The sequence below is a fragment of the Streptantibioticus silvisoli genome (assembly GCF_027947535.2).
Taxonomy (GTDB): Bacteria; Actinomycetota; Actinomycetes; order Streptomycetales; family Streptomycetaceae; genus Streptantibioticus_C; species Streptantibioticus_C silvisoli.
Window position 1 is genome coordinate 52,267 of record NZ_JAAGKO020000026.1, and the last position, 24,524, is coordinate 76,790.

The following is a 24,524-nucleotide window of genomic DNA, read 5'->3' on the forward strand; positions in this document are numbered from 1 at the left end:
CTGGTGCCCGCCGGGCCGCCCCCGCGTGGGAGGATCGGTCTCGTCAGGTGGACGGGCGGCACGAAGGGGAAGACCGTTGAGCAGGTTGCGCTGGCTGACGGCCGGGGAGTCACACGGTCCGGCCCTGGTCGCCACGCTGGAAGGACTCCCGGCCGGGGTGCCGGTCACCACCGACCTGGTCGCCGACGCGCTGGCCCGCCGCCGGCTCGGCTACGGCCGCGGTGCCCGGATGAAGTTCGAACGCGACGAGGTCACCTTCCTCGGCGGCGTCCGGCACGGCCTCACCCTCGGCAGCCCGGTCGCGGTGATGATCGGCAACACCGAGTGGCCCAAGTGGGAGAAGGTCATGGCGGCCGATCCGGTCGACCCGGACGAACTCGCCCAGCTGGCCCGCAACGTGCCGCTGACCCGGCCGCGGCCCGGCCACGCCGACCTGGCCGGCATGCAGAAGTACGGCTTCGACGAGGCCCGCCCGATCCTGGAACGCGCCTCCGCCCGGGAGACCGCCGCCCGGGTCGCGCTCGGCGCGGTGGCCCGCTCCTACCTCAAGGAGACCGCCGGCATCGAGCTCGTCAGCCACGTGGTGGAACTCGGCGCCGCCAAGGCCCCGTACGGCGCGGTGCCGGTGCCCGGCGACGCGGGGCGGCTGGACGCCGACCCGGTGCGCTGCCTGGACAGCGACGCCAGCGACGCGATGGTCGGCGAGATCGACCAGGCCCACAAGGACGGCGACACCCTCGGTGGCGTCGTGGAGGTGCTGGCCTACGGCGTGCCGGTGGGCCTGGGCTCCCACGTGCACTGGGACCGCCGGCTGGACGCCCGGCTGGCCGCCGCGCTCATGGGCATCCAGGCGATCAAGGGCGTCGAACTCGGCGACGGCTTCGACCTCGCCCGGGTGCCCGGCTCCCAGGCGCACGACGAGATCCTCACCGGCCCGCAGGGCATCCACCGCGGCGGCGGCCGCTCCGGCGGCACCGAGGGCGGCCTGTCCACCGGCGAACTGCTGCGGGTGCGGGCCGCGATGAAGCCCATCGCCACCGTCCCGCGCGCCCTGGCCACCGTCGACGTGTCCACCGGTGAGGCCGCCCAGGCCCACCACCAGCGCTCCGACGTCTGCGCGGTCCCGGCGGCCGGCATCGTCGCCGAGGCCATGGTCGCCCTGGTGCTGGCCGACGCCGTCGCCGAGAAGTTCGGCGGCGACAACGTGGTCGAGACCCGCCGCAACGTGCGCGGCTACCTCGACGCCATGGTGATCCGGTGACCGGCCCAGCCGCCGGCTCCGGCCCCGCGGTCGTCCTGGTCGGCCCGCCCGGCGCCGGCAAGACCACCGTCGGCCGCGCGCTGGCCGGCCGGCTCGGCACCGGCTACCGCGACACCGACGCCGACATCGTCACCGCCGAGGGCCGGGAGATCTCCGACATCTTCGTCGAGGACGGCGAGGAGCACTTCCGCGCCCTGGAGCGCGCCGCCGTCACCGCGGGCCTGACCGGGCACACCGGCGTGCTGTCGCTGGGCGGCGGCGCGATCATGGACGCCGGCACCCGCGCGCAGCTCGCCGGACTGCCGGTGGTCTTCCTCGACGTCTCCCTCGCCGACGCGATCCGCCGGGTCGGCCTGGACGCGCCGCGCCCGCTGCTGGCGGTCAACCCCCGGGCCCGCTGGCGCGAGCTGATGGAGCAGCGCCGGCCGCTGTACACCGAGGTGGCCCGCGTGCTGGTGTCCACCGACGGCCGTACCCCCGAGGACGTCGCCGACGAGATCCTTCATGTACTGGAGTTGACGAAGGCATGAGCGAGCACCAGCCGATCCGGATCACGGTCGGCGGCAGTGCGGGCAGCGCGCCGTACGACGTCCTGGTCGGGCGCTGGCTGCTGGGCGAACTGCCCGCGGTGATCGGCCCCGACGCCCGGCGCGTCGCGGTCCTGCACCCCGAGGCGCTGGCTGCCACCGGTGAGGCGATCCGCGAGGACCTGGCCGCCCAGGGGTACGAGGCGATCGCCGTCCAGCTGCCCAACGCCGAGGAGGCGAAGGCGGTCGAGGTCGCCGCGTACTGCTGGAGCGTGCTGGGCCAGACCAAGTTCACCCGCGGTGACGTCGTGGTCGGTGTCGGCGGCGGCGCGACCACCGACCTGGCCGGGTTCGTGGCGGCCACCTGGCTGCGCGGCGTGCGCTGGATCGCGGTGCCGACCACCGTGCTGGGCATGGTGGACGCCGCGGTCGGCGGCAAGACCGGCATCAACACCGCGGAGGGCAAGAACCTGGTCGGCGCCTTCCACCCGCCGGCCGGCGTGCTGTGCGACCTGGACGCGCTGGAGTCGCTCGCGGTCAACGACTACATCGGCGGCCTCGCCGAGGTCATCAAGGCCGGCTTCATCGCCGACCCGGTCATCCTCGACCTGATCGAGGCCGATCCGCAGGCCGCCCGCACCCCGGCCGGCCCGCACACCGCCGAGCTGATCGAGCGGTCCATCCGGGTCAAGGCCGAGGTCGTCTCGCAGGACCTGAAGGAGTCCGGCCTGCGCGAGATCCTCAACTACGGCCACACCCTGGCGCACGCCATCGAGAAGAACGAGCGCTACACCTGGCGGCACGGCGCGGCCGTCTCGGTCGGCATGGTCTTCGCCGCCGAACTGGGCCGGCTGGCCGGCCGCCTCGACGACGCCACCGCCGACCGGCACCGCGCGGTGCTGGAGTCCGTCGGCCTGCCGCTGACCTACCGCGGCGACCAGTGGCCGCGGCTGCTGGAGAACATGAAGGTCGACAAGAAGTCCCGCGGCGACCGGCTGCGGTTCATCGTGCTCAACGGGCTGGGCAAGCCGGTCGTCCTGGAGAGCCCCGACCCGGCCGTGCTGGTCGCCGCCTACGGGGAGGTCTCGCGGTGACCCGCCCGGTGTGGGTGCTCAACGGCCCCAACCTCGGCCGCCTCGGCAGCCGGGAGCCGGACGTCTACGGCTCCACCTCCTACGCGGCGCTGACCGAACGCTGCCGGGCGCTCGGCGCCGAGCTGGACTTCGCCGTCGAGGTCCGCGAGACCAACGACGAGGGCGAACTGGTGCGCTGGCTGCACGCCGCCGCGGACGGATCGATTCCGGTCGTTCTCAACCCCGGCGCGTTCACCCACTACTCGTACGCGCTGCGCGACGCCGCCGCCCAGCGCACCGCGCCGCTGATCGAGGTGCACATCTCCAACCCGTACGCCCGCGAGGAGTTCCGGCACACCTCGGTGATCGCCGCGGTGGCCAGCGGCACCATCGCCGGTTTCGGCATCGGCTCCTACCTGCTGGCGCTGCGTTCGCTCGCCGCCGAACAGGGCTGATCCGGCCGTCCACCGGTTCAACAACCGCGGGCCGGGGCGGTACCGTTCGGTATCGACGACCGGCCCGCGGGCCCGGGCGCGCACGGATGACCATCGGCACGAGACGGAGCAGGCCGAGATGCAGCACGCTGTGGGGGCGCCGCCGCCACCGCCCCACGGCCCGGCAGGGGGACCCGACGGCTGGATACCCCCGGTGCCCCCGGGCGGACCCGCCCCCGTCCCGCCACCGCCCCCGGCCCCGGGACAGCACTGGCCCGCGCAGCCGGCCGGTCCGCCGGTGCCGGCCAACGCGACCGGCAGCTTCCCGCTGCCGCCCTCCGCGCCGGTGCACCTGCCGCCGCCCGCGCCGGCCCCGGGGCCGATGACCGGCCCGCCGGCCGTGCTCCCGGGCCCGGTCGCGGTGCTGCTGATCGGCCCGGCCGGCGCCGGCAAGACCACGCTGGCGCGTTACTGGGCCGACCACCGCGGGGTGCCGACCGCGCACATCAGCCTCGACGACGTGCGCGAGTGGGTGCGCTGCGGTTTCGCCGACCCGCAGTCCGGCTGGAACGAGCACTCCGAGGCCCAGTACCGGCTGGCCCGCCGCACCTGCGGCTTCGCCGCCCGCAACTTCCTGGCCAACGGCATCTCCTGCATCATCGACGACGCGGTCTTCCCCGACTGGCCGGTGGTCGGCCTCGGCGGCTGGAAGCGGCACGTCGGCCCCGGCCTGCTGCCGGTGGTGCTGCTGCCCGGCCTGGAGGTGGTGCTGGCCCGCAACGCCGCCCGCTCCGGCAACCGCCGGCTGCCCGACGAGGAGGTCGCCCGCATCCACGGCCGGATGGCCGGCTGGTACGGCTCCGGGCTGCCGATCATCGACAACTCCCAGCTCGACGTGCCCGCCGCCGCCGAGGCCCTCGACCAGGCGGTACTGCGCGCGGCGTCCGGGGCCCCGGCGCGCTGAGGGTCGCGGGCGGAGGTGGCCGCGGTCGGCTGCCCGCAGCGCTTCCCGGTGCGTTGGTCCCGGGCGGTACGTGGCCGCGGCCGGCCGCCCGGCCCGCTCCCCGGCGCGTTGGCGGGCCCGGGCGGTTCGCAGCCGCGGCCCGCTCCCCGGCCGCCGACGGCCGCCGCCGCGTACCCGTCCGGCCCCCTCCGGCGGGTCGTCGCCGCCGGCAGGCCGTACGCTCGCGGCATGTCCGAGGTGCACGCTTCCCGCCGGGCGCGGCTGCGCGAGCGGTGCGCGGCCGCAGGCACGTCGGCGGCCCTGGTCTCCCGGCCCGCGAACATCCGCTACCTGGCCGGCTGGGCGCCGCCCGGCGCGGCCCTGCTGCTCGCGCCGGGCGGCGACGTCCTGGTCCACCCCCGGCCGACCGCGGCCGCCCCGCACGACGGGGAACCGCCGCGCGACCTGCGGCGGGTGGTGCTGGAGGGGACCGACGGCGACCCGGTGGTGGCCGCCGCCGACCTGGTGCGCGAACTGGGCGCCGACAGCCTGGCGGTCGAGGAGCACCACCTGACCGTGGTGCGGCACCGCGCGGTGGCGTCGGTCGCGCCGGGGGTGCGGCTGGCCGGTCTGGGCCGGGCGGTGGAGCAGTTGCGGCTGGTGAAGGACGACGAGGAGATCGCGGCGCTGCGGGTCGCCGCCGAGATCACCGACCAGGCGCTGGGGGAGTTGCTGGAGTCGATCCTGGTGGGCCGCACCGAACGCCACCTGGCGCTGGAGCTGGAGCGCCGGCTGGTCGACCACGGCGCCGACGGACCGGCGTTCGCCACGTGTGTCGGCACCGGACCGCACTCCGGGGCGCCGCGGCACGTGCCGACCGACCGGCGGGTGGAGGAGGGCGACTTCCTGACCGTGTGTCTGGGCGCCGACTACCACGGGTACCGGTGCGAGGTGGGCCGGACGTTCGTCATCGGCAGCGCGCCGGCCGACTGGCAGGTCGAGTTGTACGACGTGGTGTTCGCCGCCCAGCGGGCCGCCCGGGAGGCGCTGGCACCCGGTGTGGCCTGCCGCGACGTGGACCGGGCGGCCCGTCAGGTGCTGGAGCGCGCCGGGCTGTGCGAGGCGGCCGCGGCGTCGACCGGGCACGGGGTGGGACTCGAAATCGACGAGGACCCTCGGATCACCCCGTCGGCCATGGGTAAACTGGACGCTTGTGTGCCGGTCACCATCGAACCGGGGGTTCACTTCCCCGGGCGGGGCGGGGTCCGGATCGACGACACACTCGTCGTGCGTCCCGTGGCGGACGGCGGTCCCGAGCTACTCACCATCACGACCAAGGAACTGCTCGCGCTGTAAGACGGTAGTGTCAGCGCGTCCCTTCCGGTCCCCGATGCAGCACATTCAGGAGAATCCGCAACCGTGGCCACCACGAACGACCTCAAGAACGGCCTGGTGCTCAAGCTCGACTCCGACCAGCTGTGGTCCGTCGTCGAGTTCCAGCACGTCAAGCCCGGCAAGGGCCCGGCCTTCGTCCGTACGAAGCTCAAGAACGTGCTCTCCGGCAAGGTGGTCGACAAGACCTTCAACGCCGGCGTGAAGGTCGAGACGGCCAACGTCGACAAGCGCGGCATGCAGTTCTCGTACAAGGACGGCGAGAGCTTCGTGTTCATGGACATGGACACGTTCGACCAGATCTACGTCACCCCCGAGGTCGTCGGCGACGCCGCCCACTTCCTGCTGGAGGGTTTCGAGGCGGTCGTCGCGATGTACGAGGGCTCCCCGCTGTACGTCGAGCTGCCGACCGCGGTCGAGCTGCTCATCGAGTACACCGAGCCGGGTGTGCAGGGCGACCGCTCCACCGGCGGCACCAAGCCGGCGAAGCTGGAGACCGGGTACGAGATCGGGGTGCCGCTCTTCATCACCACCGGCGAGAAGATCAAGGTCGACACCCGCTCGGGTGAGTACCTCGGCCGGGTGAACAGCTAACCGTGGCCTCCCGCAGCAAGGCCCGTATGCGGGCCTTCCAGATCCTGTTCGAGGCGGACCAGCGGGGCGCCAGGCCCGGCACCGTCATGGCGGACTGGATACGGCTCGGCCGCTCCGACGACCGTCAGCCGCAGGTGGCCGAGTACACCATGCACCTGGTCGAGGGGTACGAGGCGAACGCCGTCCGGGTGGACGAGCTGATCGCCACGTACGCCGTCGACTGGACGCTGGACCGGATGCCCGCGGTCGACCGCAACGTGCTGCGCCTCGGCGCGTACGAGCTGATCTGGGAGGACGAGATCCCGGACGCCGTCGTACTGGACGAGGCCGTGCAGCTGGTCAAGGAGTTCTCCACCGACGAGTCCCCGGCGTTCGTCAACGGGCTGCTGGCCCGGCTGAAGGACCTCAAGCCGACTCTGCGGCGCTGACGCGCCCGTCCCGCACGAGAGGCCCTGGAGCGCTGCTCCAGGGCCTCTCGCGTGTGCTGCGGTACTGGGCGCCACCGCTGCCGTGCGCGCCGTACAGCGCCCCGGGCGGGACGTTTCTGCGCCGGTGCCGTCCGGGATCAGCCCTCGTCGTGCTGGACCGCGCGGCGGGCGTCGGAGTCCAGCACGCCCCAGCCGATCAGCTGGTCGGTCAGGACCGACGGCGACTGGTCGTAGATCACCGCGAGGGTGCGCAGGTCGTCCTGCCGGATCGACAGCACCTTGCCGTTGTAGTCGCCGCGCTGGCTCTGGATGGTCGCCGCGTAGCGCTGGAGCGGGCCGGCCTTCTCGGACGGCACCTGCGACAGCCGCTCCAGGTCGAGCACGAGCTTCGGCGGAGGCTCGGCCGCGCCGCCGGGGGCGCTGCCGGGCAGCAGCTCCTGCACCGGGACCCCGTAGAAGTCGGCCAGCTCGGCGAGGCGCTGCACGGTCACCGCGCGGTCGCCACGCTCGTACGAGCCGACCACGACAGCCTTCCAACGGCCCTGGGACTTCTCCTCGACGCCGTGGAGGGAGAGACCCTGCTGCGTGCGGATGGCTCGGAGTTTGGCCCCGAGCTGTTTGGCGTAATCGCTGGACATAAGGCTCCCCGGATGGACACGTGGTAACTCACTGTGAGGTTACGCAGCGTAATTCGGGGTCGTCAAGCCGAACGGGTCATACCCCCCTCTGACCAGGCATGTCATGACTGCCTGCTAAAGTCGGGCACGGTAACCCAGACGTCCTTTAACGACCCGTCCCGTGAGGCGGGGAAGGAGGTCCCCGACCCATGGTCGAAGACCCTGTGGAACCGGCCCGTCCGGTCCTCGAAGCGCCCGACATCGCCCGGGTGCTCACCCGTATCACCCACGAGATCGTGGAACGCGCCAAGGGCGCCGACGACGTGGTACTGCTCGGCATCCCCACGCGCGGTGTCCACCTGGCCGACCGGCTCGCCGCCCGGCTGGCGAAGATCACCGGGCGCGACATCCCGGTCGGCTCGCTCGACATCACCATGTACCGCGACGACCTGCGCCTCGGCCCGGCCCGCGCGCTGGCCCGCACCGAGATCCCCGACGAGGGGGTCGACGGCCGCCTGGTGGTCCTCGTCGACGACGTGCTCTTCTCCGGCCGCACCATCCGCGCCGCCCTCGACGCGCTCGGCGACATCGGCCGGCCCCGCGCCGTCCAGCTCGCCGTCCTGGTCGACCGGGGGCACCGCCAACTGCCCATCCGCGCGGACTACGTCGGCAAGAACCTGCCGACGTCACTGCGCGAGACCGTCAAGGTCCAGCTGTCCGAGATCGACGGCCGCGACTGCGTCCTGCTCGGCACCGCACCCGGACACGGCGCCGCCTAGCGCCGCCCCGGGCCCGGCCGCGCGCGGACTCCGCCCGGCCGGGGCCGCTCCGCCGTACCCCCGCACCCGTACCCTCCGGAGTCACATCCGATGAAGCGCCACCTCATCTCGGCCGCGGACCTCACCCACGACGACGCCACGCTGATCCTCGACACCGCCGAGGAACTCGCCCGCATCGCCGGACGGTCCATCAAGAAACTGCCCACCCTGCGCGGCCGCACCGTCGTCAACCTGTTCTTCGAGGACTCCACCCGCACCCGCATCTCGTTCGAGGCGGCCGCCAAACGGCTGTCGGCGGACGTCATCAACTTCTCCGCCAAGGGCTCCTCCGTCTCCAAGGGCGAGTCCCTGAAGGACACCGCCCTGACCCTCCAGGCCATGGGCGCCGACGCGGTCGTCATCCGGCACCCGTCCTCCGGCGCGCCGCACCGGCTGGCGACCTCCGACTGGATCGGCGGCTCGGTCGTGAACGCCGGCGACGGCACCCACGAGCACCCCACCCAGGCACTGCTGGACGCCTTCACCATGCGCCGCCACCTGGCCGGCGGCCCCGGCGGCGGTCCCACCTTCCACCGCGGCCCCGGCGACGGCACCGGGCGCGACCTGGCCGGCCGCCGGATCACCGTGGTCGGCGACGTGCTGCACAGCCGGGTCGCCCGCTCCAACGTGGCGCTGCTGACCACGCTCGGCGCCCGGGTCACCCTGGTCGCGCCGCCCACCCTGCTGCCCATCGGCGTCGAACACTGGCCCTGCGAGGTCTCCTACGACCTCGACCGGGCGCTGGCCGGCTGCGACGCGGTGATGATGCTGCGGGTGCAGAGCGAGCGGATGAACGCCGCGTTCTTCCCCACCGAACGTGAGTACTCGCGCCGCTACGGCCTGGACGGCACCCGGATGGCCGCGCTGCCCGAGCACGCCATCGTCATGCACCCCGGCCCGATGAACCGCGGCATGGAGATCACCGCCGAGGTCGCCGACTCCGGCCGCTGCACCGCCGTCGAGCAGGTCGCCAACGGCGTCAGCGTCCGGATGGCCGTGCTGTACCTGCTGCTGGGCGGCAACGAGCCCGCCGTGACCACCCACCGCACCGAGGAGAGCAAGTAACCGTGAGCACCACTTTGATCCGCGGCGCCCAGGTACTCGGCGGTGAGACGCGGGACGTCCTGATCGACGGCGGACTCGTGGCCGCCGTCGGCACCGGCCTGGCCGCCGACGGAGCCGAGGTTTACGAAGCGGCCGGCCAGATCCTGCTGCCCGGCCTGGTCGACCTGCACACCCACCTGCGCGAGCCGGGCCGCGAGGACTCCGAGACCGTGCTGACCGGCACCCGCGCCGCCGCCCTCGGCGGCTTCACCGCGGTGCACGCCATGGCCAACACCTTCCCGGTCGCCGACACCGCCGGCGTCGTCGAGCAGGTCTGGCGGCTGGGCCGCGAGTCCGGCTACTGCGACGTGCAGCCGGTCGGCGCCGTCACCGTCGGGCTGGCCGGCAAGCAGCTGGCCGAACTCGGCGCGATGGCCGACTCCGCCGCCGGGGTACGCGTCTTCAGCGACGACGGCAAGTGCGTCGACGACGCGGTCATCATGCGCCGCGCCCTGGAGTACGTGAAGGCGTTCGACGGCGTCATCGCCCAGCACGCCCAGGAGCCCCGGCTGACCGAGGGCGCCCAGATGAACGAGGGCGTCGTCTCCGGTGAACTCGGCCTGCGCGGCTGGCCCGCGGTCGCCGAGGAGTCGGTCATCGCCCGCGACGTGCTGCTCGCCGCGCACGTCGGCTCCCGGGTGCACGTCTGCCACCTGTCCACAGCCGGCTCGGTGGAGATCGTGCGCTGGGCGAAGTCCAAGGGCTGGGACGTCACCGCCGAGGTCACCCCGCACCACCTGCTGCTCACCGACGAGCTGGTGCGCACCTACGACCCGGTCTACAAGGTCAACCCGCCGCTGCGCACCGAGGCCGACGTCCTGGCGCTGCGCGAGGCGCTGGCCGACGGCACCATCGACTGCGTCGCCACCGACCACGCCCCGCACCCGCACGAGGACAAGGACTGCGAGTGGGCCGCCGCCGCCATGGGCATGGTGGGCCTGGAGACCGCGCTGTCGGTCGTGCAGCACACCATGGTCGACACCGGCCTGCTGGACTGGGCCGGGGTGGCCGACCGGATGTCGTTCCGCCCGGCCGCCATCGGCCGCCTCGCCGGCCACGGCCGGCCCATCGCCGCCGGTGAGCCCGCCAACCTCACGCTGGTCGACCCGGCATACCGTGGAGTGGTGAACCCCGCCGGCTTCGCCTCCCGCAGCCGCAACACGCCCTACGAGGGCCGTGAGCTGCCGGGCCGGGTGACCGCCACCTTCCTGCGGGGCACGGCGACGGTCAGGGACGGGAAACTCGTATGAACATCACCACATCTCTCGCGGCCTCGGCGGCCAAGCACTCGGTGGGCATCGCCGACCTCAGCGGCCACATCGCGTGGCTCGTCGGCCTGCTGGTCCTCATCGCCGTGGTCTACCTGCTGATGTGGCGCGCCTGGCGCCGCCGCGCGGCGGGCCAGTCCGACCTGCCCGAGCTGCCCGCCGTCCCCGCCGACCCCGGCACCGCGCTGGCCGAGCTGTCCGGCCGCTACCACGCCAGCACCACGGCCGGCGACTGGCTGGACCGCATCGCCGCCCGTGACCTGGGCTCCCGCAGCCTGGTCGACCTCACCCTGACCGGCTCCGGCGTCGTGGTCCGGCGCCCGGCGGCCACCGACTTCTTCATCCCGGCCGCCGCCCTGCGCGGCGCCCGGCTCGACAACGGCATCGCCGGCAAGGTCGTCCCGGAGGGCGGCCTGCTGGTGATCACCTGGGCCCACGGCGACCGGCTGATCGACTCCGGTTTCCGCTCCGAGCACCCGGCCGAGCACGGCGCCTGGGTGCGGGCCCTGACCGACCTGACCAGCACCATGGAAGGGGTCCGATGACCACCGCCCAGCGTGGCAAGCGCGTCCCCGCCGTCCTCGTCCTCGAAGACGGCCGAAGCTTCCGCGGCACCGCCTACGGCGCCGTGGGGGAGACCTTCGGCGAAGCCGTCTTCTCCACCGGGATGACCGGCTACCAGGAGACGCTGACCGACCCGTCGTACCACCGCCAGGTCGTCGTGATGACCGCCCCGCACGTCGGCAACACCGGCGTCAACGACGAGGACTCCGAGTCCCGCCGCATCTGGGTGGCCGGCTACGTGGTCCGCGACCCGGCCCGGGTGCCGTCCAACTGGCGCTCGGTGCGCAGCCTGGACGAGGAGCTGACCGCCCAGGGCGTCGTCGGCATCCAGGGCATCGACACCCGCGCCCTCACCCGCCACCTGCGCGAACGCGGCGCCATGCGGGTCGGCATCTTCTCCGGCGCCGCCGAGGCGCTGGCCGACGAGGGCCTGCTGCTCACCAAGGTCCGGCAGGCCCCGGAGATGGCCGGCGCCGACCTGGCCGCCGAGGTCGCCACCCCCGAGCCCTACGTCGTACCTGCCGTCGGGACCAAGCGGTTCACCGTGGCCGCCCTCGACCTGGGCATCAAGGGCATGACCCCGCACCGGATGGCCGAACGCGGCATCGAGGTGCACGTCCTGCCCGGCACCGCCACCCTCGAGCAGGTCTACGCCGCCGGCCCCGACGGGGTCTTCCTGTCCAACGGCCCCGGCGACCCGGCCACCGCCGACCTCACCGTGGTCCGCGGCGTCCTGGAGCGGCGCACCCCGCTGTTCGGCATCTGCTTCGGCAACCAGATCCTCGGCCGCGCGCTGGGCTTCGGCACCTACAAGCTCAAGTACGGCCACCGCGGCATCAACCAGCCGGTGCGCGACCGCGCCACCGGCAAGGTGGAGATCACCGCGCACAACCACGGGTTCGCCGTCGACGCCCCGCTCGACCGGGACAGCGACACCGACTTCGGGCGGGCCAGGGTCTCCCACGTCTGCCTCAACGACGACGTGGTCGAGGGCCTGGAATGCCTCGACGCGCCCGCGTTCAGCGTTCAGTACCACCCAGAGGCGGCGGCCGGCCCGCACGACGCGGCCTACCTGTTCGACCGCTTCGCCAGCCTGATGGAGGGCCAGCGTGCCTAAGCGCACCGACATCCAGTCCGTCCTGGTCATCGGCTCCGGCCCGATCGTCATCGGCCAGGCGGCCGAGTTCGACTACTCCGGCACCCAGGCCTGCCGGGTGCTCAAGGCCGAGGGCCTGCGGGTCATCCTGGTCAACTCCAACCCGGCCACCATCATGACCGACCCGGAGATCGCCGACGCCACCTACGTCGAGCCGATCACCCCGGAGTTCGTCGAGAAGATCATCGCCAAGGAGCGCCCCGACGCCCTGCTGCCCACCCTCGGCGGGCAGACCGCGCTGAACACCGCGATCTCGCTGCACGAGTCCGGCGCCCTGGAGCGGCACGGTGTGGAGCTGATCGGCGCCAACGTCGAGGCCATCCACAAGGGCGAGGACCGCAACCTGTTCAAGGACGTGGTCGCCGCCGTCCACGCCCGCATCGGGCACGGCGAATCGGCACGCAGCGTCATCTGCCACACCATGGACGACGTGCTGGCCGGCGTCGGCACCCTCGGCGGCTACCCGGTGGTCGTGCGCCCGTCGTTCACCATGGGCGGCGCCGGCTCCGGCTTCGCCCACGACGAGGAGGAGCTGCGCCGCATCGCCGGCCAGGGCCTGACCCTGTCGCCGACCACCGAGGTGCTGCTGGAGGAGTCCATCCTGGGGTGGAAGGAGTACGAACTGGAGCTGATGCGCGACAAGAACGACAACGTCGTGGTCGTCTGCTCCATCGAGAACTTCGACCCGATGGGCGTGCACACCGGCGACTCCATCACCGTCGCCCCGGCGATGACCCTCACCGACCGCGAGTACCAGATCCTGCGCGACATCGGCATCGAGGTGATCCGCGAGGTCGGCGTCGACACCGGCGGCTGCAACATCCAGTTCGCCGTCGACCCCGAGGACGGCCGGGTCATCGTCATCGAGATGAACCCGCGCGTCTCGCGCTCCTCCGCGCTCGCCTCGAAGGCCACCGGCTTCCCGATCGCCAAGATCGCCGCCCGCCTCGCCGTCGGCTACACCCTCGACGAGATCCCCAACGACATCACCGCCTCCACCCCGGCCTCCTTCGAGCCGACGCTGGACTACGTGGTCGTCAAGGTGCCGCGGTTCGCCTTCGAGAAGTTCCCGGCCGCCGACCCGACGCTGACCACCACCATGAAGTCGGTCGGCGAGGCGATGGCCATCGGCCGCAACTTCCCCGAGGCGCTGAACAAGGCGCTGCGCTCGCTGGAGAAGAAGGGCTCGCAGTTCGACTTCAGCGCCGCCCCCGGACAGGCCGACGTCGCCGCGCTGCTGGCCACCGCGGCGATCCCCACCGACGGCCGGATCAACACCGTCATGCGGGCCATCCGCGCCGGTGCCACCCCGGCCGAGGTCTTCGACGCCACCCGGATCGACCCGTGGTTCGTCGACCAGCTCTTCCTGATCAGCGAGATCGCCGACGAACTGGCCGGCGCCGACACCCTCGACCCGGAACTGCTGCGGCACGCCAAGCGCCACGGCTTCTCCGACGTGCAGATCGCCGACGTGCGCGGCCTGCGCGAGGAGGTGGTCCGCGAGGTCCGCCAGACCCTCGGCATCCGCCCGGTCTACAAGACGGTCGACACCTGCGCCGCGGAGTTCGCCGCCCGCACCCCGTACTTCTACTCCTCCTACGACGAGGAGAGCGAGGTCGCGCCGCGCGAGAAGCCGGCCGTGCTGATCCTCGGCTCCGGCCCCAACCGCATCGGCCAGGGCATCGAGTTCGACTACTCCTGCGTCCACGCCTCCTTCGCGCTGTCGGCCGCCGGCTACGAGACCGTCATGGTCAACTGCAACCCCGAGACGGTCTCCACCGACTACGACACCTCCGACCGGCTGTACTTCGAGCCGCTCACCCTGGAGGACGTACTGGAGATCGTGCACGCCGAGACCCAGGCCGGACCGGTGGCCGGCGTCATCGTCCAGCTCGGCGGCCAGACCCCGCTGGGCCTGGCGCAGGCGCTCAAGGACAACGGCGTACCGGTCGTCGGCACCTCACCGGAGGCCATCCACCTCGCCGAGGACCGCGGCGCCTTCGGCCGGGTGCTCGCCGAGGCCGGCCTGCCCGCCCCCAAGCACGGCACCGCCACCTCCTTCCCCGGTGCCAAGGCCATCGCCGACGAGATCGGCTACCCGGTGCTGGTGCGGCCCTCCTACGTGCTGGGCGGCCGCGGCATGGAGATCGTCTACGACGAGACCCGGCTCAAGACGTACATCGAGGAGTCCACCGAGATCAGCGCGGACCGCCCGGTGCTGGTCGACCGGTTCCTCGACGACGCCATCGAGATCGACGTCGACGCGCTCTACGACGGCACCGAGCTCTACCTCGGCGGCGTCATGGAGCACATCGAGGAGGCCGGCATCCACTCCGGCGACTCCGCCTGCGCCCTGCCGCCGATAACGCTGGGCGGCCACGACATCAAGCGGCTGCGCACCTCCACCGAGGCCATCGCGGCGGGCGTCGGGGTCATCGGCCTGATCAACATCCAGTTCGCGCTGGCCGGCGACATCCTCTACGTCCTGGAGGCCAACCCGCGCGCCTCGCGGACCGTGCCGTTCACCTCCAAGGCGACCGCCGTGCCGCTGGCCAAGGCCGCCGCCCGCATCTCGCTGGGCGCCACCGTCGCCGAACTGCGCGCCGAGGGCCTGCTGCCGGCCGCCGGCGACGGCGGCGACCTGCCGCTGGACGCGCCGATCTCGGTGAAGGAGGCGGTGCTGCCCTGGAGCCGGTTCCGCGACGCCTCCGGCCGCGGCGTCGACACCATCCTCGGCCCGGAGATGCGCTCCACCGGCGAGGTGATGGGCATCGACGCGGTCTTCGGCACCGCCTACGCCAAGTCGCAGGCCGCCGCCTACGGCGCGCTGCCCACCAAGGGCCGCGCCTTCGTCTCGGTCGCCAACCGCGACAAGCGCGCCATGGTCTTCCCGGCCCGCGCGCTGGTCGAGCACGGCTTCGAGCTGCTGGCCACCTCCGGCACCGCCGAGATCCTGCGGCGCAACGGCATCGAGGCCACCGTGGTGCGCAAGCAGAGCGAGGGCCCCGGCCCGGACGGCGAGCCGACCGTCGTGCAGCTCATCCACGACGGCCGCATCGACCTCATCGTCAACACCCCGTACGGCACCGGCGGGCGGCTGGACGGCTACGACATCCGTACTGCGGCGGTGGCCCGCGGCGTGCCGTGCCTGACCACCGTGCAGGCGCTGGCCGCCGCCGTCCAGGGCATCGACGCCCTCAACCGCGGCCAGATCGAGGTGCGTTCACTCCAGGAACACGCGCGACATCTGATCGCGGGCCGCGAGGGATGACGTCACGGGAGGGGGACACCGGCCGGTGTCCCCCTCCCGCACGAGAGCCCGCCGTCCCCCGTCACGAAAGCGCCCCCCCTGACATGTATGACATCCTCTTCCGGCTGTTCTTCCGCCGGATGGACCCCGAACGCGCCCACCACCTGGCGTTCGGCTGGATCCGGCTCGCCGCGCGGGTGCCGGTGCTGCGCGGGCTGCTGGCCGCGGTGTTCGCGCCGCGCGACCCCGCGCTGAAGGTGACCGCCTTCGGGTTGCAGATGAGCGGCCCGTTCGGCATGGCGGCCGGCTTCGACAAGAACGCGGTCGGCATCGACGGGCTGGCCATGCTCGGCTTCGACCACGTCGAGATCGGCACCGTCACCGGGGCACCGCAGCCCGGCAACCCGCCCAAGCGGCTGTTCCGCCTGCTGGCCGACCGGGCGCTGATCAACCGGATGGGCTTCAACAACGACGGCTCGGCCGCCGTCGCCCACCGGCTGGCCACCCGCACCCCCGCCTTCCGGCCCACCGTCGGCGTCAACATCGGCAAGACCAAGGTCGTCGCCGAGGACGACGCCGTCGCCGACTACGTGACGTCCGCCGAACGGCTCGCCGGGCACGCCGACTACCTGGTCGTCAACGTCAGCTCCCCCAACACGCCCGGGCTGCGCGACCTTCAGGCCGTCGACCGGCTGCGCCCGCTGCTGAGCGCGGTACGCGCCGCCGCCGACCGCGCGGTGCCGGACCGCCGGGTGCCGCTGCTGGTCAAGATCGCCCCCGACCTGGCCGACGCCGACATCGACACGGTCGCCGACCTCGCCGTGGAACTCGGCCTGGACGGCGTCATCGCCACCAACACCACCATCGCCCGCGACAGCCTCGGCCTGCGCTCCCCGGCCGCGCTGACCGCCGAGACCGGCGGCCTGTCCGGCGCGCCGCTCAAGGACCGCTCCACCGAGGTGCTGCGCCGGCTGTACGCCCGGGTCGGCGACCGGATCACCCTGGTGGGCGTCGGCGGCGTGGACAGCGCCGACGACGCGTGGGAGCGCGTCCTGGCCGGCGCGACCCTGGTCCAGGGCTACAGCGCCTTCATCTACCGCGGCCCGTTCTGGGCCCGGCGGGTCCGCCGCGGGCTGGCCGCCCGGCTGGCCGACAGCCCCTACCCGACGCTCGCCGCCGCGGTCGGCGCCGGGGTCGGCCGTCCCGAGGAGGACCCCCGATGACCCTCGCACCCTTCGGCACCCGGCTGCGCCGGGCCATGGACACCCGCGGCCCGCTGTGCGTGGGCATCGACCCGCACGCGGCGCTGCTGGCCGACTGGGGGCTGCCGGACGACGCCCGGGGCCTGGAGCGGTTCGCGCTGACCGTGGTGGAGGCGCTGGCCGACCGGGTGGCGGTGCTCAAGCCGCAGTCGGCGTTCTTCGAACGGTTCGGCTCGCGCGGCGTCGCGGTGCTGGAGCGCGCCGTCGCCGAGGCCCGGCAGGCCGGGGCGCTGGTGCTGATGGACGCCAAGCGCGGCGACATCGGCTCGACGATGGCCGCCTACGCCGCCACCTACCTCGACCCCGGCAGCCCGCTGTTCTGCGACGCGGTCACCGTCAGCCCCTACCTCGGCTACGGCAGCCTGCGCCCGGCGGTGCAGGCGGCCCGCGCGTCCGGCACCGGACTGTTCGTGCTGGCGCTCACCTCGAACCCGGAGGGCGCCCAGGTGCAGCGTGCGGTGACCGCCGGCGGTCCGACGGTGGCCGGTGCGGTCCTTCAGGCGCTGCGGGCGGAGAACGCCGGTGAGCGGCCGCTGGGGTCGTTCGGCGCGGTGGTCGGCGCCACGCTGGGCGGCACGGTGGCCGGCGCCGGCGTCGACCTCGACACCGGCGGCCCGCTGCTGGCCCCCGGCATCGGCGCGCAGGGGGCGACCCCGGCGGACCTGCCGGCCGTCTTCGGCGACGCGCTGCGCAACGTGCTGCCCACCGTCAGCCGTGATGTTTTGCGCCACGGACCCGATCTGGCCGCCCTGCGATCGGCGGCTCAACAGGTCGCTGTCGAAATCCACGCGGTCACCGCGGCCTGAACCGGCCCCCCGTCTGGCCGGAAACATGCGGTCGATCCGGGTGTTATGTCCGCCGATGTCCGCTAGGATCGCCGCGGGATGGAGTCTGACCAGGACTTTTCGTTCGTTCTCGCTGACGGGGGGCCTCGGGAGCGCTAGTCTCCGACGAGAGAACGCAGGGAAGCGCGTTGCTCGTTGCTCCGTGCGAGCGGAACAACTAGGTTCCACACCGGTCAAGTATCCGACAGTTCTACATCCGAGGTGACGTAGGCGTGGCTCTTCCGCCCCTTACCCCTGAACAGCGCGCTGCCGCGCTTGAGAAGGCCGCCGCGGCTCGCCGGGAGCGCGCCGAGGTCAAGAATCGTCTCAAGCACTCCGGCGCCTCGCTGCATGAGGTCATCAAGTCCGGCCAGGAAAATGATGTCATCGGCAAGATGAAGGTCTCCGCCCTTCTGGAGAGTCTGCCGGGCGTGGGCAAGGTCCGCGCCAAGCAGATCATGGAACGCCTCGGCATTTCCGAGAGCCGTCGCGTCCGTGGTCTCGGCTCGAACCAGATCGCCTCCCTGGAGCGCGAGTTCGGCGGCGGCGCGGCCTGACCGCGCTGCCCGCGCGGCCGGGGATTTTCCGCTCGCGCGGGGAACCGCGATAATCAGTGCATGGCCGCACACACCGGGGGGTCGCAGACCCCCGTGCCCCCGGGCACGAAACCGCGACTGACCGTGCTCTCCGGCCCCTCCGGGGTCGGCAAGAGCACGGTCGTCGCGTTTCTGCGCAAACTGCACCCCGACATCTGGCTGTCCGTCTCGGTCACCACCCGCAAGCCGCGCCCCGGCGAGCGGCACGGGGTGGAGTACCACTTCGTCGACCATGACGAGTTCGACAAGCTGGTCGCCAACGGCGAGCTGCTGGAGTCGGCCGAGTTCGCCGGCAACCGGTACGGCACCCCCCGGCTGGCCGTCGAGCAGCACCTCGCGGCCGGTGAGCCGGTCCTGCTGGAGATCGACCTGCAGGGCGCCCGCCAGGTCCGCGAGTCCATGCCCGACGCCCACCTGGTCTTCCTCGCCCCGCCCGGCTGGGACGAACTGGTCCGCCGGCTCACCGGCCGCGGCACCGAGTCGCCGCAGGTGATCGCCCGCCGCCTGGAGGCCGCCAGGATCGAGCTGGCCGCCGAGTCGGAGTTCGACGTCACCCTTGTCAACACCTCCGTCGAGGACGTAGTGCGCGAGCTGCTAGCCTTGATGACGCGTATCTGAAGGGGATCTGGATCCCCGGAACCCCAGCAGAGACCAAGAGAAAGGCACAGTGTGTCCTCTTCCATCACCACGCCCGAGGGCATCATCAACCCGCCGATTGATGAGCTGCTCGAGGCCACCGACTCCAAGTACAGCCTGGTGATCTACGCGGCCAAGCGCGCCCGCCAGATCAACGCGTACTACTCGCAGCTCGGCGAGGGCCTGCTGGAGTACGTCGGCCCGCTGGTGGACACCCACGTCCACGAGAAGCCGCTGTCGATCGCGCTGCGCGAGATCAACGCCGGCCTGCTCACCTCCGAGGCCGTCGAGGGCCCCCAGTAGCGGCAGACGTCACTTCGGCACACCCCGCGGGTGTGTCTTCCAGGGCCCGGCGGATGTCCGCTGGGCCTTTTGGTGTTCACTGGCGACGACGACGGGGACCCGCAGGCGGGCCCCGAACGACATCGGGAGTCGTGATGGACAAGCCACGGGTGGTCCTCGGGGTCAGCGGCGGTATCGCCGCCTACAAGGCCTGCGAACTGCTGCGGCGGCTGACCGAGTCCGGCCACGACGTGCGCGTGGTGCCCACCGACAGCGCCCTGCACTTCGTCGGGGAGGCCACCTGGTCCGCGCTGTCCGGCCACCCGGTCTCCACCCGGGTGTGGGACGACGTCCACCAGGTGCCGCACGTGCGCATCGGTCAGCAGGCCGACCTCGTGGTGGTCGCCCCCGCCACCGCCGACACGCTGGCCCGCGCCGCCCACGGCCTCGCCGACGACCTGCTGACCAACACCCTGCTGACCGCCCGCTGCCCGGTGGTCTTCGCCCCCGCGATGCACACCGAGATGTGGGAGCACCCCGCCACCCGGGAGAACGTCGCCACCCTGCGCCGCCGCGGCTGCCTGGTGATCGAACCGGCCGTCGGCCGCCTGACCGGCGCCGACACCGGCAAGGGCCGGCTGCCGGACCCCGCCGAGATCTTCGAGTTCTGCCGCCGCGTCCTGGCCCGCGGCGCCCTCGCCGCCCAGGACGCCGCCGACCTGGCCGGCCGGCACGTGGTCGTCAGCGCCGGCGGCACCCGCGAACCCCTCGACCCGGTCCGCTTCCTCGGCAACCGCTCCTCCGGCAAGCAGGGCTACGCGCTGGCCCGGGCCGCCCTCGCCCGCGGCGCCCGGGTCACCCTGGTGTCCGCCAACGCCGCGCTGCCCGGCCCGGCCGGCGCCGACGTGGTCGCGGTCGGCACCGCGCTCCAGCTGCGCGAGGCCGTGCTGAAGGCCGCCGCCGACGCGGACGCGGTGGTGATGGCCGCGGCGGTCGCCGACTTCCGGCCCGCCGCCTACGCGGCCGGCAAGATCAAGAAGAAGGACGGCCAGGAGCCGGCGCCGGTCGCGCTGGTGCGCAACCCCGACGTCCTCGCCGAACTGTCCGCCTCCCGCCCCCGCCCCGGCCAGGTCGTGGTGGGCTTCGCCGCCGAGACCGACGACGTCCTGGCCAACGGCCGCGCCAAGCTCGCCCGCAAGGGCTGCGACCTGCTCGTCGTCAACGAGGTGGGCGAGCGGCTCACCTTCGGCGCCGAGGAGAACGAGGCCGTCGTGCTGGACCGCGACGGCGCCGAGACCCCGGTGCCGTACGGACCCAAGGACGCGCTGGCCGACGTGGTCTGGGACCTGGTGGTCCGCCGCTGGTGACGTGACCCCGTCACCCGCCTCGGGCCCCGCCCGGCCCGCCGGTCAGCCGGACGGCCCTGCCGTTCCTTAGCGGAATCCGGTCCCGCCCGGGGCCCGCGGGCAGGCCGCGGGGGCGTCGGAGGGGCGATACGTCATTCTCTAGGGTTTCGATCACATTCGATCCAGTACTCGAGATGACATGCCGCTTTCTGGACACGACCGATAAACTGGCCGTCGTCCGGTGGGGTGCAGCCCTGCGTCCGGACACCCAATATCAGCCAGCAGCCGCTGCAACCCCCAGGGAGCGATGTGTCCCGCCGCTTGTTCACCTCGGAGTCCGTGACCGAGGGACACCCAGACAAGATCGCCGACCAGATCAGCGACAGCATCCTCGACGCCCTGCTCAAGGACGATCCGACCTCCCGCGTCGCGGTCGAGACGCTGATCACCACCGGCCTGGTCCACGTCGCCGGAGAGGTCACCACGAAGGCGTACGCCGACGTGGCGACCCTGGTGCGCAACACCGTCCTCGGCATCGGGTACGACAGCTCCAAGAAGGGCTTCGACGGCGCCTCGTGCGGCGTGTCGGTGTCCATCGGCTCGCAGTCCCCCGACATCGCGCAGGGCGTGGACAGCGCCCACGAGCACCGCGTCGAGGGCGACGAGGACGAACTGGACCGGCAGGGCGCCGGCGACCAGGGTCTGATGTTCGGCTACGCGTGCGACGAGACGCCCGAGTTCATGCCGCTGCCGATCACCCTGGCCCACCGGTTGTCCAAGCGCCTCACCGACGTCCGCAAGAACGGGACCATCCCCTACCTGCGTCCCGACGGCAAGACCCAGGTCACCATCGAGTACGACGGTGACAAGGCCGTGCGCCTCGACACCGTCGTGGTCTCCTCGCAGCACGCCTCCGACATCGACCTGGACTCGCTGCTCGCCCCCGACATCCGCGAGTTCGTCGTGGAGCCCGAGCTCCAGGCGCTGCTGGAGTCCGGCATCAAGCTGGAGACCGACGGCTACCGGCTGCTGGTCAACCCCACCGGCCGGTTCGAGATCGGCGGCCCGATGGGCGACGCCGGCCTGACCGGACGCAAGATCATCATCGACACCTACGGCGGCATGGCCCGGCACGGCGGCGGTGCCTTCTCCGGCAAGGACCCGTCCAAGGTCGACCGCTCCGCCGCGTACGCGATGCGCTGGGTCGCCAAGAACGTGGTGGCCGCCGGCCTCGCCTCGCGCTGCGAGGTCCAGGTCGCCTACGCCATCGGCAAGGCCGAGCCGGTCGGCCTGTTCATCGAGACCTTCGGCACCGCCAAGGCCGAGGTCGACAAGATCGAGCACGCCATCTCCGAGGTCTTCGACCTGCGCCCGGCCGCCATCATCCGCGACCTGGACCTGCTGCGCCCGATCTACGCCCAGACCGCCGCCTACGGCCACTTCGGCCGTGAGCTGCCGGACTTCACCTGGGAGCGCACCGACCGCGTCGACGCCCTGCGCGCCGCCGTCGGCCTGTAGTACCGAGTACCGCCCGGCCCGCACCGGCCGGCCCGCACGTGCCCGGCCACCCGGCCCGGCCGGACCGCTTGGCGGGGTCCGGCCGGGCCGGGTGCTGTTCGGGGGCGCTGGCTCCGGAAACCCTTGAGCCGGCCGGACCGAGTGCCGTTCGGCGGCGCCGGGTGGAAACCCTGATCCGGGGTGCTGTCCGGAGAAGGTGCCGGGTGGAAATCCCGGTCCGGCCGATCCGGGGTGCCGTCCGGGGGCGGCGCCGGGCGGAAACCCGGGGTGAAACGCGCCGCGGACCGCACCGGCCGCACCGGCCGCCCGTGCGTCGCCCGCTCCCCGGCCCCGGCAGGGGGCGCCGCTCCGCGGCCGGGTGTCGCAGGGGTCTGATAGGACTGAGCCGTGAGCAGCGAGAACGACCGGACCGGGTCCGGTGCGGCCGCGCCGGGGGATGTCGCGGGGGAGCAGCTCGCCCTGATCCGGGACACGGTCCGCAAGGCCAAGGAACCGCGGGCCAGACCGCGCACCTGGCGGGGGGCCAAGCTGGCCGACCCCCTGCCGGTCGCCCGCGTGCTGGTGGACAAGGGCCTGCTGCACCTCGACCAGTACTTCGACTACGCCGTGCCCGAGGCGATGGACGCCGACGCCCAGCCCGGCGTCCGGGTCCGGGTGCGGTTCGGCGCCCGGGTGGTACGCGGCCGCCGCGAGGGCGGCGAACTGCACGACGGCTTCGTGGTGGACCGCCTCACCCATTCGGATTACTCCGGCCCGCTCGCGCCGCTGGCCCAGGTGCTCTCCCCGGAACCCGTGCTCGGCCCCGACCTGCTGCGGCTGTGCCGGGCGGTCGCCGACCGGTACGCCGGTGCGCTCGCCGACGTCGTCCAGCTGGCCGTGCCGCCGCGCCGGGTCCGCCCGGAGGGCCGGCCGTCCGCCGACCCGCTGCCGCCGCCCGCCGCCCCGCCGCCCGGCAGCTGGACCCGGTATCGCGACGGCACCGGTTACCTCGACGCCCTGGCGGCCGGCGCCGCACCGCGCGCGGTGTGGACCGCGCTGCCCGGACCGCACTGGCCCCGGGAACTGGCCACCGCCCTGGCCGCCGCACTGGCCGGCGGACGCGGCGCGCTCGCGGTGCTGCCGGACCGCCGCAGCGTCGCCCGGGTCGACGAGGCGCTGACCGACCTGCTCGGTGCGGGGCGGCACGTCGTGCTCACCGCCGACAGCGGCCCCGAGGAGCGCTACCGCAGCTGGCTCGCCGTCAACCGCGGCGCGGTCCGCGCGGTCGTCGGCACCCGGGCGGCGATGTTCGCGCCGGTGCGCGGCCTGGGCCTCGCCGCCCTCTGGGACGACGGCGACTCCAGCCACGCCGAACCGCACGCCCCGCAGCCGCACGCCCGCGACGTGCTGCTGCTGCGCGCCGCCGACGAGGGCGCCGCGTTCCTGCTCGGCGGGCCCTCGGTCACCGTCGAGGGCGCCCAGCTGGTCGACAGCCGCTGGGCCTCCCCGCTGGCCGCCGACCGCGACCAGGTACGCCGCGCGGCACCCCTGGTGCGTACCGTCGGCGACGCCGACCAGGCCCGCGACTCCGCCGCCCGCACCGCCCGGCTGCCCACGCTGGCCTGGGGGGTCACCCGGGACGCGCTGCGGCACGGCCCGGTGCTGGTCCAGGTGCCCCGGCGCGGATACGTGCCCCGGCTGGCGTGCGAACGCTGCCGGGAGGCCGCCCGCTGCGGCCGGTGCGCCGGACCGCTGGAGCTGGGCGAGTCCGGCCCGGCGGCCGGCGGCACGCTGCACTGCGGCTGGTGCGGCCGGCCCGAGGCCGGCTGGCACTGCGCCGCCTGCGGGGCGACCCGGCTGCGCGCCCAGGTGGTCGGCGCCCGCCGCACCGCCGACGAACTCGGCCGGGCCTTCCCCGGCGTGCCGGTGCGCACCTCCGGCCGGGACGCGGTGCTCGACCGGGTGCCCGGCGAACCGGCCCTGGTCATCGCCACCCCGGGCGCCGAACCGGTCGCGGCCGGCGGCTACGCGGCGGCGCTGCTGCTGGACGGCTGGGCGCTGCTCGGCCGCCCCGACCTGCGGGCCGGCGAGGAGGCGCTGCGCCGCTGGCTGGTCGCCGCCAGCCTGGTCCGCCCCGCGAGCGGGAACGGCACCGTCGTGGTGGTCGCCGAGCCCACGCTGCGCCCGGTGCAGGCGCTGGTGCGCTGGGACCCGGCCGGCCACGCGGTGCGCGAACTGGCCGAACGCGCGGAGCTGGGCTTCCCGCCGGTCTCCCGGATGGCGTCGGTCACCGGCACCCCGGCCGCCGTCGCCGACCTGCTGCGTACCGTCGAACTGCCCGACGGCGCCGACGTCCTGGGCCCGGTGCCGTTGCCGGTGGCACCGCCCGGCAGCCCGCGCCGCACCGGTGAACCACCGCCGGGGGAGCGGTGGGACCGGGTGCTGCTGCGGGTGCGGCCGGGCACCGGCGGCGCGCTGGCCGCCGCCCTGAAGACGGCGCAGATCGCCCGCATCGCCCGCAAGGCCGCCGACCCGGTCCGCGTTCGCGTCGACCCGCCGGACATCGGCTGACGCGGGTCGCCCCCGGGGCCGGCCCGCGGCCGTGCGGTGCGGCCGCGCCGGGAGCGGCTTCCGCCCGGGGGAGCGGTGCGT

At 73.5% G+C, this 24,524-nt stretch carries 23 protein-coding genes; 22 read left to right on the forward strand and 1 reads right to left on the reverse strand.

All coding sequences use genetic code 11. The annotated features are described in order from the left end of the window. Positions 1-76 precede the first annotated feature (76 nt). The 8 genes from aroC (at position 77) to nusB (ending at position 6,652) form a co-directional block, all read left to right on the forward strand. On the forward strand, positions 77-1,261 hold the full coding sequence (gene aroC, locus POF43_RS18515) for a chorismate synthase (RefSeq protein ID WP_271323549.1): 1,185 nt from the start codon (positions 77-79) through the stop codon (positions 1,259-1,261). Further along, entirely contained in the window at positions 1,258-1,791 is a 534-nt protein-coding gene (locus POF43_RS18520; protein WP_271323550.1) for a shikimate kinase, read from the forward strand. The genes aroC and POF43_RS18520 overlap by 4 nt, the downstream gene beginning before the upstream one ends. Continuing rightward, the gene (aroB, locus tag POF43_RS18525; RefSeq protein ID WP_271323551.1) at positions 1,788-2,882 is read left to right on the forward strand and encodes a 3-dehydroquinate synthase; all 1,095 of its coding nucleotides are present in this window, start codon (positions 1,788-1,790) and stop codon (positions 2,880-2,882) included. The genes POF43_RS18520 and aroB overlap by 4 nt, the downstream gene beginning before the upstream one ends. Further along, on the forward strand, positions 2,879-3,316 hold the full coding sequence (aroQ, locus tag POF43_RS18530; protein ID WP_271314768.1) for a type II 3-dehydroquinate dehydratase: 438 nt from the start codon (positions 2,879-2,881) through the stop codon (positions 3,314-3,316). The genes aroB and aroQ overlap by 4 nt, the downstream gene beginning before the upstream one ends. Positions 3,317-3,434: 118 nt before the next feature. Next, complete coding sequence (locus tag POF43_RS18535) at positions 3,435-4,259, forward strand: AAA family ATPase (RefSeq protein ID WP_282698940.1); 825 nt, start codon at positions 3,435-3,437, stop codon at positions 4,257-4,259. 228 nt (positions 4,260-4,487) lie between these two features. After that, the gene (locus POF43_RS18540) at positions 4,488-5,594 is read left to right on the forward strand and encodes an aminopeptidase P family protein (protein WP_271313200.1); all 1,107 of its coding nucleotides are present in this window, start codon (positions 4,488-4,490) and stop codon (positions 5,592-5,594) included. 63 nt (positions 5,595-5,657) lie between these two features. After that, a complete protein-coding gene (efp, locus tag POF43_RS18545) occupies positions 5,658-6,224 on the forward strand; it encodes an elongation factor P (protein ID WP_271313201.1) in 567 nt (188 codons plus the stop codon). Positions 6,225-6,226: 2 nt separating this feature from the next. Then, on the forward strand, positions 6,227-6,652 hold the full coding sequence (nusB, locus tag POF43_RS18550) for a transcription antitermination factor NusB (protein ID WP_271313202.1): 426 nt from the start codon (positions 6,227-6,229) through the stop codon (positions 6,650-6,652). Positions 6,653-6,789: 137 nt separating this feature from the next. Here the strand turns inward: nusB and bldD are convergent, their stop codons facing one another. Beyond that, positions 6,790-7,290 (reverse strand): transcriptional regulator BldD, encoded by a 501-nt coding sequence (bldD, locus tag POF43_RS18555; protein WP_271313203.1) that lies wholly within the window; start codon positions 7,288-7,290, stop codon positions 6,790-6,792. Positions 7,291-7,478: 188 nt separating this feature from the next. On the opposite strand from bldD, the gene pyrR reads away from it, so the two are divergent. The 14 genes from pyrR to POF43_RS18625 all read left to right on the forward strand — a co-directional run bounded on the left by pyrR (position 7,479) and on the right by POF43_RS18625 (position 24,443). Next, positions 7,479-8,048 carry a bifunctional pyr operon transcriptional regulator/uracil phosphoribosyltransferase PyrR gene (gene pyrR, locus POF43_RS18560; RefSeq protein WP_271313204.1) on the forward strand — a complete coding sequence of 190 codons (570 nt, stop codon included), beginning with the start codon at positions 7,479-7,481 and terminating at the stop codon, positions 8,046-8,048. Between the two features lie 90 nt (positions 8,049-8,138). Then, positions 8,139-9,152 (forward strand): aspartate carbamoyltransferase catalytic subunit, encoded by a 1,014-nt coding sequence (locus POF43_RS18565; RefSeq protein ID WP_271313205.1) that lies wholly within the window; start codon positions 8,139-8,141, stop codon positions 9,150-9,152. 2 nt (positions 9,153-9,154) lie between these two features. Further along, positions 9,155-10,441 (forward strand): dihydroorotase, encoded by a 1,287-nt coding sequence (locus POF43_RS18570; RefSeq protein ID WP_271323647.1) that lies wholly within the window; start codon positions 9,155-9,157, stop codon positions 10,439-10,441. After that, positions 10,438-11,004, forward strand: a complete 567-nt coding sequence (locus POF43_RS18575; RefSeq protein WP_271313207.1) for a PH-like domain-containing protein — start codon at positions 10,438-10,440, stop codon at positions 11,002-11,004. The genes POF43_RS18570 and POF43_RS18575 overlap by 4 nt, the downstream gene beginning before the upstream one ends. Beyond that, positions 11,001-12,140, forward strand: coding sequence for a glutamine-hydrolyzing carbamoyl-phosphate synthase small subunit (carA, locus tag POF43_RS18580; protein WP_271313208.1), 1,140 nt, complete (start codon positions 11,001-11,003; stop codon positions 12,138-12,140). The genes POF43_RS18575 and carA overlap by 4 nt, the downstream gene beginning before the upstream one ends. Then, the gene (gene carB, locus POF43_RS18585; protein ID WP_271323648.1) at positions 12,133-15,450 is read left to right on the forward strand and encodes a carbamoyl-phosphate synthase large subunit; all 3,318 of its coding nucleotides are present in this window, start codon (positions 12,133-12,135) and stop codon (positions 15,448-15,450) included. The genes carA and carB overlap by 8 nt, the downstream gene beginning before the upstream one ends. An 83-nt stretch (positions 15,451-15,533) precedes the next feature. Continuing rightward, on the forward strand, positions 15,534-16,652 hold the full coding sequence (locus POF43_RS18590; protein WP_271323832.1) for a quinone-dependent dihydroorotate dehydrogenase: 1,119 nt from the start codon (positions 15,534-15,536) through the stop codon (positions 16,650-16,652). Then, positions 16,649-17,497 carry an orotidine-5'-phosphate decarboxylase gene (pyrF, locus tag POF43_RS18595; protein WP_271313211.1) on the forward strand — a complete coding sequence of 283 codons (849 nt, stop codon included), beginning with the start codon at positions 16,649-16,651 and terminating at the stop codon, positions 17,495-17,497. Before POF43_RS18590 ends, pyrF begins: the two co-directional genes overlap by 4 nt. 251 nt (positions 17,498-17,748) lie before the next feature. After that, complete coding sequence (locus tag POF43_RS18600; RefSeq protein WP_271313212.1) at positions 17,749-18,072, forward strand: integration host factor; 324 nt, start codon at positions 17,749-17,751, stop codon at positions 18,070-18,072. Between the two features lie 60 nt (positions 18,073-18,132). Continuing rightward, the gene (gmk, locus tag POF43_RS18605) at positions 18,133-18,729 is read left to right on the forward strand and encodes a guanylate kinase (RefSeq protein ID WP_271313213.1); all 597 of its coding nucleotides are present in this window, start codon (positions 18,133-18,135) and stop codon (positions 18,727-18,729) included. A 51-nt stretch (positions 18,730-18,780) separates the two neighbouring features. Next, entirely contained in the window at positions 18,781-19,050 is a 270-nt protein-coding gene (gene rpoZ / locus POF43_RS18610) for a DNA-directed RNA polymerase subunit omega (protein WP_271313214.1), read from the forward strand. Positions 19,051-19,184: 134 nt separating this feature from the next. After that, positions 19,185-20,396, forward strand: coding sequence for a bifunctional phosphopantothenoylcysteine decarboxylase/phosphopantothenate--cysteine ligase CoaBC (gene coaBC / locus POF43_RS18615; RefSeq protein ID WP_271323831.1), 1,212 nt, complete (start codon positions 19,185-19,187; stop codon positions 20,394-20,396). 288 nt (positions 20,397-20,684) lie between these two features. Then, positions 20,685-21,893, forward strand: a complete 1,209-nt coding sequence (gene metK / locus POF43_RS18620; RefSeq protein ID WP_271313216.1) for a methionine adenosyltransferase — start codon at positions 20,685-20,687, stop codon at positions 21,891-21,893. Positions 21,894-22,280: 387 nt separating this feature from the next. Beyond that, positions 22,281-24,443: a primosomal protein N' gene (locus POF43_RS18625; RefSeq protein ID WP_271323830.1), complete on the forward strand. Its 2,163-nt coding sequence runs from the start codon at positions 22,281-22,283 to the stop codon at positions 24,441-24,443. The last annotated feature ends 81 nt before the right edge of the window (positions 24,444-24,524 follow it).